The 17319-nt window shown below is 64.5% G+C and carries 13 protein-coding genes; 8 read left to right on the forward strand and 5 right to left on the reverse strand.

What is annotated here, in order from left to right:
* Positions 1-28: 28 nt before the first annotated feature.
* The gene (gene upp / locus AC0L3A_RS13460; RefSeq protein ID WP_354127265.1) at positions 29-664 is read right to left on the reverse strand and encodes a uracil phosphoribosyltransferase; all 636 of its coding nucleotides are present in this window, start codon (positions 662-664) and stop codon (positions 29-31) included.
* 192 nt (positions 665-856) lie between these two features.
* Positions 857-1324 (reverse strand): hypothetical protein, encoded by a 468-nt coding sequence (locus AC0L3A_RS13465; protein WP_354168286.1) that lies wholly within the window; start codon positions 1322-1324, stop codon positions 857-859.
* Between the two features lie 484 nt (positions 1325-1808).
* Between AC0L3A_RS13465 and AC0L3A_RS13470 the strand changes: the two genes are divergently transcribed.
* The 6 genes from AC0L3A_RS13470 (at position 1809) to AC0L3A_RS13495 (ending at position 9953) form a co-directional block, all read left to right on the forward strand.
* Positions 1809-1898 (forward strand): K(+)-transporting ATPase subunit F, encoded by a 90-nt coding sequence (locus tag AC0L3A_RS13470; RefSeq protein WP_007595755.1) that lies wholly within the window; start codon positions 1809-1811, stop codon positions 1896-1898.
* A gap of 31 nt (positions 1899-1929) precedes the next feature.
* Positions 1930-3633, forward strand: a complete 1704-nt coding sequence (kdpA, locus tag AC0L3A_RS13475; protein WP_473254533.1) for a potassium-transporting ATPase subunit KdpA — start codon at positions 1930-1932, stop codon at positions 3631-3633.
* Positions 3634-3682: 49 nt separating this feature from the next.
* Complete coding sequence (gene kdpB / locus AC0L3A_RS13480; RefSeq protein WP_354168281.1) at positions 3683-5797, forward strand: potassium-transporting ATPase subunit KdpB; 2115 nt, start codon at positions 3683-3685, stop codon at positions 5795-5797.
* 106 nt (positions 5798-5903) lie between these two features.
* Positions 5904-6506: a K(+)-transporting ATPase subunit C gene (locus AC0L3A_RS13485; RefSeq protein WP_007595748.1), complete on the forward strand. Its 603-nt coding sequence runs from the start codon at positions 5904-5906 to the stop codon at positions 6504-6506.
* A gap of 37 nt (positions 6507-6543) precedes the next feature.
* Positions 6544-9267 carry a DUF4118 domain-containing protein gene (locus tag AC0L3A_RS13490; RefSeq protein ID WP_473254534.1) on the forward strand — a complete coding sequence of 908 codons (2724 nt, stop codon included), beginning with the start codon at positions 6544-6546 and terminating at the stop codon, positions 9265-9267.
* Positions 9264-9953 (forward strand): response regulator, encoded by a 690-nt coding sequence (locus AC0L3A_RS13495; RefSeq protein WP_219681184.1) that lies wholly within the window; start codon positions 9264-9266, stop codon positions 9951-9953. The genes AC0L3A_RS13490 and AC0L3A_RS13495 overlap by 4 nt, the downstream gene beginning before the upstream one ends.
* A 133-nt stretch (positions 9954-10086) precedes the next feature.
* Here the strand turns inward: AC0L3A_RS13495 and ku are convergent, their stop codons facing one another.
* Positions 10087-10971, reverse strand: coding sequence for a non-homologous end joining protein Ku (ku, locus tag AC0L3A_RS13500; protein ID WP_007595745.1), 885 nt, complete (start codon positions 10969-10971; stop codon positions 10087-10089).
* Positions 10972-11089: 118 nt separating this feature from the next.
* Between ku and ligD the strand changes: the two genes are divergently transcribed.
* A complete protein-coding gene (ligD, locus tag AC0L3A_RS13505; RefSeq protein WP_473254535.1) occupies positions 11090-13768 on the forward strand; it encodes a DNA ligase D in 2679 nt (892 codons plus the stop codon).
* 94 nt (positions 13769-13862) lie between these two features.
* Here the strand turns inward: ligD and AC0L3A_RS13510 are convergent, their stop codons facing one another.
* A complete protein-coding gene (locus AC0L3A_RS13510; RefSeq protein WP_007595743.1) occupies positions 13863-14027 on the reverse strand; it encodes a DUF3309 family protein in 165 nt (54 codons plus the stop codon).
* A gap of 184 nt (positions 14028-14211) precedes the next feature.
* Here AC0L3A_RS13510 and AC0L3A_RS13515 point away from each other — a divergent pair, with 184 nt between their 5' ends.
* Complete coding sequence (locus tag AC0L3A_RS13515) at positions 14212-14529, forward strand: polyhydroxyalkanoic acid system family protein (RefSeq protein WP_473254536.1); 318 nt, start codon at positions 14212-14214, stop codon at positions 14527-14529.
* A 3-nt stretch (positions 14530-14532) separates the two neighbouring features.
* Here AC0L3A_RS13515 and treY read toward each other — a convergent pair whose 3' ends face one another.
* Positions 14533-17319, reverse strand: coding sequence for a malto-oligosyltrehalose synthase (gene treY, locus AC0L3A_RS13520; RefSeq protein ID WP_473254537.1), 2787 nt, complete (start codon positions 17317-17319; stop codon positions 14533-14535).

Here is a 17319-nt window from a genome sequence, read left to right on the forward strand (position 1 = left end):
CCGGACTAACCCGATCGCGCGAACCTGTCTACTTGGTGCCGAACATCCGGTCGCCGGCGTCGCCCAGCCCCGGCACGATGTAGCCGTGGTCGTTGAGCCGCTCGTCGATCGCGGCGGTCCAGACCGGCACGTCGGGATGCTCGCTCTGGAACTGCGCGATGCCTTCAGGCGCGGCCAGAAGGCAGACGAAGCGGATGTCGCGGGCGCCGCGCGCCTTCAGCAGCGAGGCGCCGGCGCAGGCCGAGTTACCGGTCGCCAGCATGGGATCCATCAGGATCACGGTGCGGTCCGACAGGTCCTGCGGCGCCTTGAAGTAATATTCCACGGCCTGCAACGTCTCGGGATCGCGGTAGAGCCCGATATGGGCGATGCGCGCCGAGGGCATCAACGCCAGCATGCCGTCGAGGAAGCCGACGCCGGCGCGCAGGATCGGCGCCAGCGTGAGCTTCTTGCCGGCGATCTTGGGCGCCCGCATTGGCGAAATCGGCGTCTCGATATCGACCAGCTCCAGCGGCAGGTCGCGCGTCACCTCGTAGCCGAGCAGCATCCCGATCTCGTTCAGGATCTCGCGAAAGCTCTTGGTCGAGCGGTCCTTCTCCCGCATCAGGGAGAGCTTGTGCTGGACCAGGGGATGGGCGACCACGTTGACGTTGCTGATGCTCATGAAACCGATCTACACGGTTCCGTGAAACTGCGCCAGATCGGCCGAGTGTTTTTGGCCACGCCTTTTAGCCGTGCCTCTTGGCCACGGAGCCGGTTGCTCGCCCCGTAGGCAGCCATGGTCAATTCGCGGTCGATGCGCCTGAGGGCTTATGCTCCGAGGCTGCGCGCCACGACTGTGATGACAAGCGGCGGACTAGCCGAAATTTTCGCAGCCGACCGGCTCATAGAGCGGGTCAGACGCGGGACGAACAGTGGGAACGCTCGGACGCGAAACTTCCAGGGCCAATGCCTCGACCTCGATGAAAGCCGACAGCAGCGCCAGCGAAAGATCGACGTGGCTGGCCTCGACCGCGGCGTCGAGCCAGTCCGGCAACTCGCGTTCGCGCGAGAGCGCACAGTGCCATTCGCCCTCGTCATAGGCGATGCGGCGGACCTGCCATAGCGGCAGCTCCAGCTCTACCAGCGCCAGCGTGGCATCGGCCCAGGCCTCGACATCGATCAGGCGCATGATGCGTGCGGTGCGTTCGCTTGGTCCAAGCGAAGGGAAGCGGCGGCAGACGTGCGCGATGATGTCGAGCATCAACGGCCGCGTCATCACTTGCGTGTTGCGCAAGCGGTCGCTGAGTGACGGCAGTTCGTGGTGTCGGCGTGCGGCGGTCATGTCAGGCCTCCTGGAGTTGGCGTCGGTCAGTCGGCCGGCCTCTCCAAGATGGCGAAAAGGGCATTTGAAAACGAGATGGGGACGGGGCGGGAGATATAGGGATTTCATAAGTGTGGGATGGGGCGGTGGCGCGCCATTCTTCGCCGGGACGACGATGTGATGTGCCTCGCGAGCGTTGTCCGACCACGCCGTCAGCCCCGGCCCTTTATGAGATTCCTATAACTTCGCCACGGCCTTCGTCTCGAAAACCTATGACCGCGATGGCACTTCAGCCCGGTCAAAAGTCCCGGTAGGCGCCGTGGAATGCACCGGCATTTCCTTTCACGCGCCGACCGGGTCTCCCGAGAAACGGTTGCGCCGAAATCAAGGGCGCAACGAGGAGTATCTCCATGATGGACATTCTGATGCTGGCGCTCGGCTTCGCCTTCTTCGCGCTCGCGATCGGTTACACCTACGCCTGCGAACGGCTTTGAGGGAGCGGACCATGATCTTCGATTATTCGCTCGCTGGCGTCGTCTCGCTCGGCCTCCTGTTCTACCTCACTTACGCGCTGCTGCGGCCCGAGCGATTCTGACCGTGCTCACGAAGCCTGAAGGGTTGATTTCATGACTATGATCGGTTGGCTCCAGATCATTCTCTTTTGCGTCATTATCGTCGCGCTCGTAAAGCCGCTCGGCTGGTACATGACGAGCGTGTTCAACGGCGAGCGGACCTTCCTGTCGCCGGTGCTGCGTCCGATCGAGGCCGGCATCTACTGGTTCTCCGGCGTCGACGAGAAGCGCGAGCAGCATTGGCTGACCTATACGGTCGCCATGCTGCTGTTCCATGTCGGTGGCTTCCTCATCATCTACGGCGTGATGCGTTTGCAGGCGATCCTGCCCTTCAATCCAGCAGGCCAGGCCGCGGTCGCCGAGGATCTCTCCTTCAACACCGCGATCTCCTTTATCACCAACACCAACTGGCAGAACTACGGCGGCGAGAGCACGCTGTCCTATCTCGTGCAGATGCTCGGCCTGACGCACCAGAATTTCTTGTCGGCGGCGACCGGCATCGCGCTGGCGGTGGCGCTGATCCGTGGCTTCTCGCGTGCGTCGGCACGCACCGTCGGGAATTTCTGGGTCGATGTCACCCGCTGCACATTGTACGTCCTGCTGCCGATCTGCATCGTCTACACGCTGTTTCTGGTTTGGCAGGGCATACCGCAGACGCTTGGCGATTATGTCGATGCGACAACGCTCGAAGGCGCCAAGCAGACCATTGCGGTCGGCCCGGTCGCCTCGCAGGTCGCGATCAAGATGCTCGGCACCAATGGCGGCGGCTTCTTCAATGCCAACGCCGCGCACCCCTTCGAGAACCCGACCGCGCTGTCGAACTTCGTGCAAATGCTGTCGATCTTCGCGCTCGGCGCGGCGCTGACCAACGTGTTCGGCCGCATGGTCGGCAACCAGCGCCAGGGCTGGGCAATCCTGTCCGTGATGGGCGTGCTGTTCGTCGCTGGGGTCGCCGTCACCTATTGGGCGGAAGCTAGCGGCACTTCGACCATGCACGTGCTCGGGCTGACCGGCGGCAATATGGAGGGCAAGGAGGTCCGCTTCGGCATCGTCGCGTCCTCGCTGTTCGCCGTGATCACGACGGCCGCCTCCTGCGGCGCGGTCAACGCCATGCATGACAGCTTCACCGCACTCGGCGGCATGATTCCGCTGATCAACATCGAGCTCGGCGAAGTCATTGTCGGCGGCGTCGGCGCCGGCATGTACGGCATGCTGCTGTTCGTCATCCTCGCGATCTTCGTGGCGGGCCTGATGGTCGGCCGCACGCCGGAATATGTCGGCAAGAAGATCGAGGCGCGCGAGGTCAAGATGGCGATGCTCGCGATCCTGGTGCTGCCGCTGATGATCCTCGGCTGGACCGCGGTCGGCGTGGTCTATCCGGCGGCGGTCGCCTCAATGGCGAATGCCGGGCCGCACGGCTTCACCGAGGTGCTCTACGCCTTCACCTCGGCGACCGGCAACAACGGCTCGGCCTTCGCAGGCCTCACCGGCAACACTTTCTTCTACAACCTCACGCTGGCAAGCGCGATGTTCGTCGGCCGCTTCTTCATGATCATCCCGGCGATGGCGATTGCGGGTTCGCTGGCCGCCAAGAAATCGATCCCGCCGTCCGCGGGCACCCTCCCGACCACGGGCGGGCTGTTCGTCGGCCTCGTTGTCGGCGTGATTCTGATCATCGGCGGCCTGACCTTCTTCCCGGCCCTCGCTCTCGGTCCCATCGTCGAGCATCTCGCGATGAACGCCGGCCAAGTGTTCTGACCAGCGAGTGTTCTGATCGACCGCCTTCTGACTGTTCGGAGTGACCTCCATGGATACCATGAAACTGCAAAAACGCGCGTCCGTCTCGGCGATGCTCGATCCCAAGATCGTCGTGCCTGCGATCCGCGCGTCCTTCGCCAAGCTCGATCCGCGCTTGATGATCAAGAATCCCGTGATGTTTGTGGTCGAGATCGTGGCCGCGCTCACCACTGTGATCTTCCTGCGCGATCTCGTCACGGGCGGTGGGAATCTCGGCTTTACCTTCCAGATCATCGTCTGGCTCTGGTTCACGGTGCTGTTCGCCAACTTCGCCGAAGCGGTGGCCGAAGGCCGTGGCAAGGCGCAGGCGGAATCGCTGCGCAAGACCCGCACCGAGAGCCAGGCCAAGCTGCTGACCGGCGCCGGCCTGGCCTTCAATCTCGTGCCGGGGACCAGCCTCAAGGTTGGTGACATCGTGCTGGTCGAGGCCGGCGATACCATCCCCTCCGATGGCGAGGTGATCGAGGGCGTTGCTTCCGTCAACGAAGCCGCCATCACCGGCGAGTCCGCACCCGTGATCCGCGAATCCGGCGGCGACCGTTCGGCGGTGACCGGCGGCACCCAGGTGCTGTCCGACTGGATTCGCGTGCGGATCACGGCAGCGCAAGGTTCGACCTTCATCGACCGCATGATCAAGCTGGTCGAGGGCGCTGAACGAGCAAAGACCCCGAACGAGATCGCGCTCAACATCCTGCTGGCCGGCCTCACCATCATCTTCGTGTTCGCAACCGTCACCATCCCGAGCTACGCGGCGTATGCCGGCGGCTCGATCTCGGTGGTTGTGCTGGTCGCGCTGTTCGTGACGCTGATCCCGACCACGATCGGCGCGCTGCTGTCGGCAATCGGCATCGCCGGCATGGACCGCCTGGTCCGCTTCAACGTGCTGGCGATGTCCGGCCGCGCCGTCGAGGCCGCCGGAGACGTCGACACGCTGCTGCTCGACAAGACCGGAACGATTACACTCGGCAACCGCCAGGCGACCTCCTTCCGCCCGGTGCGCGGCGTCACCGAGCAGGAGCTCGCGGACGCGGCCCAGCTCGCCTCGCTTGCCGACGAGACCCCGGAGGGCCGTTCGATCGTGGTGCTGGCCAAGGAGAAATACGGCATCCGTGGCCGCGACATGGCCGAGTTGGGAGCCACCTTCATCCCGTTCACGGCGCAGACCCGCATGAGCGGCGTCGACGCCGGCGGCTCGTCAGTGCGCAAGGGCGCCGTCGATGCCATCCTCAACTATGTCGGTGGTGGTGCACCGCTGGTGGTCGCCTCAGGCAACACGGCTCGTTCCATCCAGCCCGCCGGGCTCTCGGACATCGGTCGCGAGATCCAGACCATTGCCGACGACATTTCGAAGGCCGGCGGCACGCCGCTGGCGGTCGCCAGGGACGGTAGGCTGCTCGGCGTCATCCAGCTCAAGGACATCGTCAAGGGCGGCATCCGCGAGCGCTTTGCCGAGCTGCGGCGCATGGGCATCCGCACCGTCATGATTACCGGCGACAATCCCATGACGGCCGCCGCGATTGCAGCGGAAGCCGGCGTCGACGACTTCCTGGCGCAGGCAACCCCGGAGGACAAGCTCAAGCTGATCCGGGACGAGCAGGCCAAGGGCAAGCTGGTGGCGATGTGCGGCGACGGCACCAACGACGCGCCGGCGCTCGCTCAGGCCGACGTCGGTGTCGCCATGAACACCGGCACGCAGGCAGCCCGCGAGGCCGGCAACATGGTCGACCTCGACTCCAACCCGACCAAGCTGATCGAGGTGGTCGAGATCGGCAAGCAGCTGTTGATGACGCGCGGCGCGCTGACCACGTTCTCGATCGCCAACGACGTCGCGAAGTATTTCGCGATCATCCCGGCGATGTTCCTGGCGTTCTACCCCCAGCTCAACGTGCTCAATGTCATGAACCTGTCGAGCCCGCAGAGCGCTATCCTGTCGGCGATCATCTTCAACGCGCTTGTTATCATCGCGCTGATCCCGCTGGCGCTCAAGGGCGTCGCTTATCGCGCGGTCGGGGCCGGCGCATTGCTCCGGCGCAACCTGCTGATCTACGGCCTCGGCGGCATCGTCATTCCCTTCATCGGCATCAAGGCGATCGATCTCGTGGTCGTTGCCTTGCACCTGGCTTAACCCGTCATTGCGAGGAGCGAAGCGACGAAGCAATCCAGACTGCCTCTGCGGAAAGATTCTGGATTGCTTCGCTTCGCTCGCAATGACGGAGAAATAGGAGAAACACATGCTCAGAGAAATCCGCCCCGCCATCGTCCTGCTGCTGGTGCTTACCGCCATCACCGGACTTGCCTATCCGCTCGCGATGACCGCTATTGCTGGCGCGATCTTCCCCGCGCAGGCGCAGGGCAGCCTGATCGAGAAGGACGGCAAGGTGGTCGGCTCCGCCCTGATCGGGCAGGAGTTCAAGGACGACAAATATTTCCACGGTCGCCTCTCGGCGACAGTGGCGTCGGACCCGAACGATTCGACCAAGACGGTACCGGCGCCCTACAACGCCGCCAATTCGGGTGGCTCCAATCTCGGTCCCACCAGCAAGGCGCTGGCCGACCGGCTGAAGGAAGATGTGGACAAGCTCAAGGGCGAGAACCCCAATGTCGCCGTGCCGGTCGACCTCGTGACGACCTCGGCCAGCGGCCTTGATCCGGATATCTCGCCGGAAGCGGCGGAATTCCAGGTGCCGCGCGTAGCGAAGGCGCGAAACGTGCCGGAGGATCAGGTCAAGCAAATGGTGGCTTCCAACATCCAGGGCCGCCTGCTCGGCCTGATCGGCGAGCCCCGGGTCAATGTGCTGGCTCTCAATCTCGCGCTCGATCGTGCCACGAAGTAGTCTAGGCTAGGTCCGCGCGGATGATTATATTGACCTGATGGTCCGAGAGCGCCGCGATCCCGAACAACGTCCTTCGCCCGAGGCGCTGCTGGAAGCCGCGCGCCGGGAGGAGGGCGTGAGCGGCAAGCTGAAGATCTTCGTCGGCGCCGCTCCCGGCGTCGGCAAGACCTACGAGATGCTGCAAAGCGCCCACGCCAGGCGCAAGTCAGGCATCGACGTCGTGGTCGGCTTCGTCGAGACCCATGGCCGGGCCGAGACTGAGGCGCTGGTGCGCGGGCTGGAAGTGATCCCGCGCAAGAAGCTCGATTATCGCGGCCAGACTGTCGAGGAAATGGACCTCGACGCCGTGATCGCGCGCCGGCCGAAAATCGCGCTGGTCGACGAGCTCGCCCACACCAATGCCGCCGGCAGTCGCCATCCAAAGCGCCATCTGGATGTCGAAGAACTGCTGTCCCATGGCATCGACGTCTACACCGCCGTCAACATCCAGCACATCGAGAGCCTGAACGACGTCGTCGCCCAGATCACCCATGTGCGGGTGCGCGAGACCGTGCCGGATTCGGTGTTCGATCGCGCCGACGCCATCGAGCTGATCGACCTCACGCCCGACGACCTGATCCAGCGGCTGAAAGAGGGCAAGGTCTATGTCCCCAGGCAGGCCGAGCGGGCGCTGGAGCATTATTTCTCGCCGGGCAACCTGACCGCGCTGCGCGAACTCGCGCTGCGGCGCACGGCCGAACGGGTCGACGAGCAGCTGCTCACTCACATGCAGGCGAACGCGATCGCCGGTCCCTGGGCCGCAGGCGAGCGCATCCTCGTCTGCGTCAGCGAAGATCCGCGTGCTGCCAGCCTCGTGCGCTACACCAAGCGGCTGGCCGACCGGCTGCACGCGCCGTTCATCGCGGTCTCGATCGAGACGCGGCGCTCGCTCCAGCTCTCCGACGAGCAGCGCGACCGACTGGCCGATACGCTGCGGCTCGCGGAATCGCTTGGCGGTGAGGCGCTGACGGTTCCGGGCGTCGGCCGCCGCCTCGCCGACGACGTCGTCAACTTCGCGCAGGGCAACAACGTCACCCAAATCGTGATCGGCAAGTCGACGCGCTCGCTCTGGTTCGAGATGACGCGCGGCTCCGTCGTGCACGATCTGGTGCGCCGCGCCGGGAACATCAGCGTGCATGTCATCCCTGGCGATGAGCTCACGAGCGAGCCGGCGCCAAAGACGGCGGTGCAGACCGCAACGCGATCGGAGCCGTTCGATGCGCGGCCCTATCTGAAGGCTCTCGGGATCACCGCACTTGGCCTCGCTGCTGCCGTGGCCATCAAGCCGTATTTCGGCATTGAGAACGTCGACCTGATGTTCCTGACCGCCGTGGTGACCGTTGCCGTGCGCTACGGATTGTGGCCGTCGTTACTTGCGAGTGTCGCGGCATCACTCGCCTACAATTTCTTCTTTCTGCCGCCGGTCTATACCTTCACCATCACCGATCCGACCAATGTCGCGGCGTTCTTTTTCTTCATGCTGATTGCGTTCGTGGTGTCGAACGTCGCGGGGCGGGTCCGCACCCAGGCCGATGCTGCGATCGGTCGCATCCGGACCACCGAGCAACTCTATGCATTCAGCCGCAAGCTCGCCGGTACCGGCACGCTCGACGACGTGCTGTGGGCGACCGCCTACCAGATCGCGCTGATGCTGAAAGTCCGCGTGGTGCTGCTGTTGCCGGAGGACGGCCTGCTCACGGTGAAGTCGGGCTATCCCCCCGAAGACGATCTCGATCAGGCCGATCTTGCCGCCGCCAACTGGGCCTGGAGCAACGACCGCCCTGCAGGCCGCGGCTCGGACACGCTGCCGGGTGCAAAACGGCTGTTCCTGCCGATGCGCACCGGGCGCGGCCCGATCGGCGTGATCGGCATCGACGACGACCGCACCGGTCCCTTGCTGACGCCTGACCAGCGCCGGCTGCTCGATGCGCTGGTCGACCAGGGCGCGCTGGCGATCGAGCGCGTGCTGCTGGTCGAGGACGTCGATCGCGTCAAGCGCTCCGTCGAATCCGAGCGGCTGCGTTCCGCATTGTTGACGTCGATTTCACACGACCTGAAGACGCCGCTCGCATCCGTGCTGGGTGCGGCCTCGACCATGCGCGATCTCGCCAGCGCCCTCTCCGACACCGAGAAGCGCGACCTGCTCGCGACGGTCATCGACGAATCCGAACGGCTCAACCGCTTCATCGCCAATCTGCTCGACATGACCAAGCTCGAATCCGGCGCCATCGTGCCCAACGCTGCGTTGCACGATCTCGGAGAGATCGTCGGCAGCGCGCTCCGGCGGGCAGCCAAGATCCTCACCGCCCACAAGGTGGAGCTGGAGTTGGCCGCAGACCTTCCTATGCTCCAGCTCGATGCGGTGCTGTTCGAGCAGGTGCTGTTCAACCTGCTCGACAACGCCGCCAAATATTCGCAGCCCCACGCCACGGTTTCGATCCGCAGCCGGCGCGACAGCGATCATGTGGTGCTCCAGATTGCCGACGAGGGCGACGGCATTCCGTCGGAGGAGCTCGAGAGCGTGTTCGACAAGTTTTATCGCGCGCAGAAGGGCGACCATGTCCGTCCCGGCACCGGGCTCGGGCTCGCCATCTCCCGCGGCTTCGTCGAGGCGATGCATGGCACGATCTCGGCCGCGAATCGCAGCGACCGGAGCGGCGCGGTTCTGACCATCCGCCTGCCCATTCCGGCCCCGACCCACGCATTGGATACCGCCGCATGAGCGCAGCCCCGATCAAGGTGCTGGTCATCGACGACGAGCCGCCGATCCGCAAATTGCTGCGGATGGGGCTCTCGACGCAAGGCTATGAGATACTGGAGGCGTCGAACGGCAAGACCGCGCTGGAGAAGCTCAGCGAGGGCCCCGCGCTGATCATCCTCGATCTCGGCCTTCCCGACATCCAGGGCCATGAGTTGTTGCGTACCATCCGCGCCCGCAATGACGCGGTGCCGATCGTGGTGTTGTCGAGCCGTGGCGACGAGGCCGGCAAGGTGGAGGCGCTCGATCTCGGGGCCGACGATTACCTGACAAAGCCGTTCGGCATGGACGAGCTGCTGGCGCGCCTGCGCGCGGCGCTGCGGCACCAGCTTCAGATCCAGGGCGAACGCCCGGTGTTTCGTGCCGGCGATCTCTCGGTCGATCTGGTGCGCCGGATCGTGAAGGTCGGCGAGCGCGACGTCAAACTGTCGCCGAAGGAATATGACCTCCTGCGTGTGTTGGTGCAGCACGCCGGCAAGGTGCTCACTCACCGCTTCCTGCTGAGGGAGCTCTGGGACGAGTTGACCGACGCGCAATATCTGCGCGTCTATGTCCGCCAGCTCCGGCAGAAGATCGAGGCCGATCCGGAACGGCCGCAATATGTGCTGACGGAGACGGGCATCGGCTATCGGTTGAAGGCGGGGGATTGACGTTCCAGAGACACTTGTAGGGTGGGCAAAGGCGCAAAGCGCCGTGCCCACCATTTCGGTCGCAGTGCGCATAATGGTGGGCACGCTCCGCTTTGCCCACCCTACGAGATCTAGAATTAGGCGAGCAGTCTCCTCAGCCCGCCTTCCTCTGCCGCGCCGTCGACCGATGCGTCTTCTTTGGGGCCCTGGTTCGCCCCGATGCTCGGCGCGCATGGGACTTCGCCGCCGTCTTCTTCCCACCGCGTCCCTTCAAGCTCTGCTTCAGCGCATCCATCAGGCTGACGACATTGCTCGGCTTCTCCTCAGGCTCCGGCAGTTCGATTGTCTTGCCGCTGGCCTTGCGCTTCACCAGGGCCTTCAGCGCGTTCTCGTAGTCGTCCTTGAATTTGCTCGGATCGAAATGGGAGGCCTTGGTCTGGAGGATATGGCCGGCGAGCTCAACCATGTCCTTGGTGATCTTCGGGCTCTTGATGTCGTCGAAGAACTGGTCCTCGTCGCGCAGTTCGTAGGGGAAACGCAGCGTGGTGCCGAGCAGTCCCTTGCCGAGCGGCTCGATCGCGATGATGTGCTCGCGATTGGTGAGCACGATTTTGGCGAGCGCGACGCGATCCTGGTCCTTCATGGCGTCGCGGATCACGGCAAAGGCATCGACCGCGGCTTTGCCGTCGGGCGCGATGTAGTAGGGATGGTTGAGGTAGCGCTGGTCGATCTCGTCGCTCGGCACAAAGCTCTCGATGTCGATGGTGTGGTTGCTCTCGATCTGGACCGCTTCGAGCTCCTCCGGCTCGATCTCGACATATTTGCCCTTGCGCAGCTCGTAGCCGCGGCCCTTCTGGTCGCTCTCGACGACGTCGCCGGTCTCGGCGTCGATCATCTGCTGCTTCAATCGGTTTCCGGTCTCGCGGTTGATCATGTGAAACCGCGTCTTCTCGGCCGCGGTGGTCGCCGGATAAAGCACAACGGGACAACTGACCAGCGAGAGCTTCAACGTTCCCTTCCAATAGGCGCGCGGTGCCATTCCGTTCTCCAGCGTCTGCGAGTCATTTTGGAACCCCAACCGTCCCGCGGGGTTTTGGTTCCGGGTGGGATGCGGGCCGTGATAGGCTTCCACGCCGAAAGAGAATCCGGGACCAGCCGTGCTGCAAAAGCTATCGAAGTATCGACAGAAACGTGATTTCGAGAAGACGCCGGAGCCGTCGGGCAAGGCCGCGGTGGCGCCATCGAAGCAACGGCGCTTCGTGATCCAGAAGCATGACGCTTCGCGGCTGCACTACGATCTGCGGCTCGAGTTCGATGGCGTCTTCAAGTCCTGGGCGGTGACGAAAGGGCCCTCGCTCGATCCGCACGACAAGCGGCTGGCCGTCGAGGTCGAGGACCATCCGCTCGACTATGGCGACTTCGAGGGCACGATTCCGGAAGGCCAGTACGGCGGCGGCACGGTCATGCTGTGGGACCGCGGCACCTGGGAATCCGAAGATCCCGAACGCGGTTTCAAGAAGGGCGATCTGAAATTCACACTGCATGGCGAGAAGCTGCACGGCAGCTGGGTCCTGGTGCGCATGCGCAACGATCGCACCGGCGGCAAACGGACCAATTGGCTCTTGATCAAGCATCGCGACGAATATGTTCGCGAGGGCGCAGACAACGACATTCTCGAGGAGGACAAGTCGGTCGCCTCAGGGCGCGCGATGGAGCAGATCGCCGGAGGCAAGGGGCGCGCGCCAAAACCGTTCATGCTGGCGAAGGGCACCAAGGCCAAGGCCGACGCGGTCTGGCAGTCCGATCGGGCGGACGAGGCGAAAGGGCGCACGGTCAAGCCGGCGCCGCGCGCGGCGTTGAAGGCCGGCAGGACGGCAAAGAAGAAAGCCACGACCGCAACGACCGCGAAGAACGCGGCGGAGATGCCGGACTTCGTCGCGCCGCAGCTCTGCACGTCGGTCGAGCGCCCGCCGGGCGGCGATGGCTGGTGCCACGAGATCAAGTTCGACGGCTACCGCGTGCAGCTGCGGGTCGAGGGCGGCAAGGCGACGTTGAAGACGCGCAAAGGCCTCGACTGGACCGAAAAATTCGCGAGCATCGCGAAAGAAGCAGGCGCGTTACCGGACATGATGATCGACGGCGAGATCGTCGCGCTCGACCATAATGGGGCACCGAACTTTTCGTCGCTCCAGGCGGCGCTGTCGGACGGCAAGACCGAGGAGCTGATCTTCTTTGCGTTCGACCTGTTGTTTGCGGAAGGTCTCGATTACCGCCGGCTGCCGCTCGGCGAGCGCAAGGCGCGGTTGCAGGAGCTGCTGGAAGCGCGCAAGCGCAAATCGAGCCAGATTCGCTATGTCGAGCATTTCGAAAGCGGCGGCGACGCCGTGCTGCAATCGGCCTGCAAGCTCGAGCTCGAGGGCGTGGTGTCGAAGAAGCTCGACGCGCCCTATCGTTCGGGGCGGACGGAAAGCTGGACCAAGGCAAAATGCCGCGCCGGCCATGAGGTCGTGATCGGCGGCTACAAGACCACCAATGGCAAATTCCGCTCGCTGATGGCCGGCGTGCACCGCGGTGACCATCTCGCGTTCGTCGGCATGGTCGGCACCGGCTTTGGTGCGGACAAGGTCAAGCGCATCATGCCGTCCTTGAAGGCCATGGAGGCCAAGCAAAGCCCCTTCGGCGGCAAGAACGCACCGAAAAAGACGCGCGAGGTGCACTGGCTGAAGCCGGAGCTCGTGGCGGAGATCGAGTTCGCCGGCTTCACCGCCGACGGCAATATCCGCCAGGCCGCCTTCAAGGGTCTGCGGCAGGACAAGCCGGCGGAGGAGGTCGAGGCGGAGACACCGGTCGATACCGAGCTTGCCGAGCCCTCGACGAAGCCGCGCGCGAAAGCGAAGACCGGCGCACGAACGGCCCAGGCCGGCGGCAGTGCCGAAGTGATGGGAGTCGTCATCTCCAAGCCGGACAAGGAGCTCTGGCCGGACGATGGCAATGGCGATCCCGTCACCAAGCTGGACCTCGCGCGCTATCTCGAAGCCGTCGGCGAATGGATGATCGCGCATCTCAAGGGTCGGCCGTGCTCGCTGATCCGCGCCCCCGATGGCATCAAGGGCGAATGCTTTTTCCAGCGTCACGCCATGCAGGGGACATCGAATCTTCTGGAGCTCGCAAGGGTCTCCGGCGATCGCAAACCCTATTTGCAGATCGACCGCATCGAGGGGCTCGCCGCGGTGGCGCAGATCGGCGGTGTCGAGCTGCATCCCTGGAATTGCGCGCCCTACGCCTACGATACCCCGGGCCGGCTGGTGTTCGATCTCGATCCGGCGCCCGACGTCGTCTTCGCCGAGGTCGTCGAGGCCGCCAAGGAGATGCGGCAGCGGCTGACCGACATCGGCATGGAAAGCTTCTGCAAGACCACCGGCGGCAAGGGCCTGCACGTCGTGGTGCCCTTGCGTCATGGCGCGCGCGACCAGGTGAGCTGGAAAGAGGCCAAGGCCTTCGCGCAAGGCGTCTGCCAGTGGATGGCGGACGACGCTCCCGAGCGCTATCTGCTCAACATGTCGAAGAAGCTGCGCAACGGAAAGATCTTCCTGGACTATTTGCGCAACGACCGCATGTCGACGGCGGTGGCCCCTCTGTCGCCGCGTGCGCGCGCCGGCGCCACCGTGTCGATGCCGCTCACCTGGGCGCAGGTGAAGACCGATCTCGATCCGAAGCGCTATACGCTGCGGACGGTGCCGGGGCTGCTGCCGCGGTCGAAGGCGTGGGATGGTTATGACGATGCGGCCGTGTCGATCAAGGCCGCGATCAAGAAGCTCGCCGGGAAAACGAAGTAGGGTGGGTTAGCGAAGCGTAACCCACCACTTCTGTTGACACGGAGAGAAAAAACGTGGGTTACGCCTTGCGGCTAACCCACCCTACCGAACCCGGCTAGATCCGTCCCAGCAGGAGCAGGATCAGCAGGATGACGATGACGAGCCCGAGACCGCCGCCGCCGTAATAGCCGGTGCCGTAGAACGGGCCGCCGCCGATGCCGCTGAAGCCGCCGAGCAGCGCGATGACCAAAATGATCAGAATGATCGTACCGATAGACATGCCAAATCTCCTCCAGCCCTTCGTTGAAGGGTCTCTTGCAACCTGTCCCGTTGTGCGAGGGCAACTTGCCGCAGGTTTTATAGTTCCGCCTATGAAACACGGGGTGCACGCGCAACTTGCATGGAACCTTTGTGGTACCGGTGGGCATGATTATGTGAGGTTCAATCACTAACGGGGCAGAGCCATGTCAGCACCGCTTGTCATCTCTATTCCCCACCGCCTCGGCCGCGAGGAGGCGGTACGCCGGCTCAAGACCGGGCTCGGCCGTGCTGCCGCCAGCATTCCGGTGATGCAGGTCGAGGAGGAGCGCTGGAACGGCGACAGCATGAATTTCCGCATCCGCGCGCTGGGGCAGATTGCGAGCGGCCAGGTCGATGTCGCCGACGATCATGTCAAGGTGCAGGTGGTGCTGCCTTGGCTGTTGCAGCGCTTTGCCGAGATGGCACAGGCCACGATCCGCAAACGCGGCCAGCTGCTGTTGGGCAAAGACGGGAAGAGCTAGCGTTCAAGCGCGGGTGCGCTGTCGCACCGGTTTCGCCGCGTCCACGGGGCGCGCCGGGATGACCGAAGCGGGAAAACCGCGAAGCGCCTGCGCGAGCGGCAGATCGTTGCCGGCGAAACCTGGCATGCTGTAGCCCGTGACGTCGATGGTGGCGTCGGCCTCATCGAGCGCCGGCCATTCGCGTCCTGCTTGCGTGAAAGGTGCGAAGTGGCGCCCGACAATGACGATCGCAGCAGTGCGGCCGTGGCGGCGGGCAAAGGCCACGACATGGTCGGCATGTGCGCCCCGCACCTGAAGCGGCTGGTAGTCGCCTCGCGCGAAGACGTCGGACAACTCGTTGCGCAGCTTGAGCAGGTGCCGCGTCCAGGCCAGCTTGAGCTGGCCGTCCGGCCAGCTCTTGATCAGGTGATTCCAATCCGGATTGTCCAGCGTGCCCAGCGCCGCGTGTCGCGCGGAAAAATCCACCGGGCGGCGGTTGTCGGGATCGACCAGCGACAGGTCCCAGAATTCGGTCCCCTGATAGAAATCGGGCACGCCCGGCAGAGTCGCCTTGAGCGTGAGCTGGCTCAGCGCGTTCAGCGCGCCGAGCAGCGCGACGCGGCGAGCCAGGGTTTGCAGCGCCTCCAGGAACTCGCCTGATTGCGCGGGATCGAGGATCTTCGCGATGAAGCTCTTGACGCCGCTCTCGTAGGCCTCGTGCGGGTTGAGCCAGCTGGTCTCCTCCTTGCCCTCGCGCGCGGCCTTGAGCGCATAGGCCTGGATACGCGCGACGAAACCGGCATCGGCCGTCTCTACAAGCGGCCAGGCGCCGAGCAGCGTCTGATAGAGCATGTATTCGAACGTTGCCGACGGAGCGCGCAGATTGCCGTCGAGCGCGAGGTGCGGCGCGTTCAGGACTTTCCAGCGTGCCACGGCGCTGGTCCATTCGCCGGGAATTTCACTTAAGGCAGCGATCCGCGCGCGGGCGTCCTCGCCACGTTTGGTGTCGTGCGTGGCGGTCGCCGTCATCCCTTGCGGCCATTCCCTGGCGCGGGCCTGCATGGTCTCGTGGAAAGCGGGAATGGTGAGGCCCTTGCTCGCGGGATCGCCGCCGACTTCGTTCAGGGCGAGCAGCCGGTGGAATTGATAGAAGGCAGTGTCCTCCAGCGACTTCGCCATCATCGGCCCGGTGAATTGCTGCACCTTCAGCGCAAAGCGGCGCACGCGCGGGGCGCTGTGCGGGGGACGGCCGGGCTTGAGCAGGTCCATGGTGAGGGCGTCGCGCAGGAAGTCGAAAATGCCTTCGTCTGCGGCGAACCATTCCTGGCGAGCGGCCTCGATGGTGTCGTCGATCAGCTTGCGATCGTTCGCGGTCGGCGCGCTTGTCGTCAAATAGGTGCGGTACACCGGGAAATGCAGCACGTAGAGCTCGAGCGCCTGCCGCAGGCTGTCGGCGGAAAAGTCGCGGGTGGAGTAGTGCCCGTTGGCGATGCGTGCAAGCAGGCGCGTCAGAACCGTGAATTCGCTGGTCAGTAGTGTCTCCAGCACGCGCCGTTTGGCGTCCTTGACATAAGGCGCGAGCCGCGGCGGCCGGTTGCTGATCTGCCGCCAGGTCTCGTCCAGCGCCTCCAGCCCCTTGGGGTCGACCAGAACGTGGGTGATGGCATTCATCCACTCATAGCCGGTGGTGCCCTGGACGCCGGCGAAATGCGGCAGGCGCTCGTGCTCGCACAGGATTTTCTCGATCACCGTATAGAACGGCTTTGTGGTGCCCTGAGCGTCGCGCACCAGCCGGCGCAGCCGCTGGCAATATTGCGCGGGATCGCGCAGGCCGTCGATATGATCGAGCCGGATGCCCTGCAGTTTGCCGTCGGCAATGAGTTGCTTCACCAGCCGGTGCGTGGCGGCGAACGTGCCGGGATCCTCGACGCGCATGCCGGCGAGCCCGTTGACGTCGAAGAAGCGGCGATAATTGATGTCGCTGGAGGCAAGCCGCCAGTGCCCGAGCTTGTAGTGCTGGCGCTCCAGCAAATGATGCAGCGCCAGCGTCTGCGCGGGGCGGTCCTTGGCGGCGCGATAGGCGCCAAGGCCGCGCGCGATGATATCGGCGCTGCCTGCGATCTCTTTGAGCTCCGCCTTGAAGCCGGGCGCTTCCTTGCGGTTGGGGCGGCGCAGTCCCGTGTAGCGGGCCGCCAGCGACAGCAGGCGCTTGCCGGCCTCGGTTTCGGCGGCGTCGGCTTCCTTCACGATCATCCGCAGCATCTCGCCATAGCGCTCCGGCGCGATCGGCAATCGATGCTCGAAATACCAAGCGGAAAAACTACCTTCGTTGGGATCGTAGCGCAGCTCGATATCGCCGCTCTCGAGCGCTTCGCCATAGGACGCTCCGAGGATCGGCAGCAGCACGCCGCCACGGGCGCGGAAAGCCAGTTGATCCCAGTCGATATCGAAGGAGACGGCATGCGGCGAGGCCTGGCCCCATTCCAGCACGTCCAGCCACCAGGGATTGTCGGCAAAGTGAACGCCGACGTGGTTCGGTACGAAATCGATGATGAGGCCGAGGTCGTGTCGCGTCAGCGCCTCGCTCAGCCGCGCGAAGCCGGCCTCGCCGCCGAGCTCCGGATTGAACTGGCTGTGATCGACGGTGTCATAGCCGTGGGTCGAGCCCTTGCGGGCCTTCATCACCGGCGAGGTGTAGAGATGCGTGATCCCCAGTGCCTTCAGATAGGGCACCACCGCGGCGGCCTTGTCGAAGTCGAAATCCGCGGTGAGCTGAAGCCGGTAGGTTGCGAGAGGAATGGCTGGAGGCAT

The organism is Bradyrhizobium sp. MI1.3 (assembly GCF_055811695.1).